This is a genomic window from Arhodomonas sp. KWT (assembly GCF_010993615.1).
In genome coordinates, this window is sequence record NZ_WNXE01001115.1 from 1 (window position 1) to 525 (window position 525).

The 525-nt window shown below is 70.1% G+C and carries 1 protein-coding gene; it reads right to left on the reverse strand.

Annotated features, from left to right (window positions below):
• Positions 1-525, reverse strand: a 525-nt coding sequence (locus tag G7A99_RS24435; RefSeq protein ID WP_256379744.1) for a sulfurtransferase, incomplete at both ends; no start/stop codon positions are given.

Below are 525 nucleotides of genomic sequence, written 5' to 3' on the forward strand. Positions count from 1 at the left end.
CTCGCGGAGGGCCTCCGGCGGCAGCAGCCGGGAGTCGTGCTGGGGATCCATGACCTCGGTCCACTCCAGGTTCACGGCGCCGGGGATATGCCCACCGCGGGCCGCGCGCACGTCCTCGCCCGCGTACTCGGCGGGCGACCGCGCATCGAGGATCACGGTGTTGTCGTCGTTCACATGCTCGAGCATGAACGCCTTGTCCGCGACTACATCGGGGTTGGCGAGCGCCGCGTGATACTCGCTCGGGGGCACAGACGGCGAGGGACCGCTCTCGGTGGCATACCCGTCGGCAACCCAGGCACGCATGCCGCCGTCGAGCAGGGAGTAGTCATGGTGGCCCAGGGCGTCCAGCGTCCACAGGAACCGGGAAGCCCGCCCGTTGCCCTCGTTGTCGCAGGCGAGCACGTGGCAGTCCGAGCGCATGCCGAGCCCGGAGAGGACCCGTGACAGCGTGTCCACGTCCGCCATCAGCCCCTTGGCGTTGCCTTCCTGGCGCAGGATGTCGCTGTAGCGCAGGTGCACCGCGCC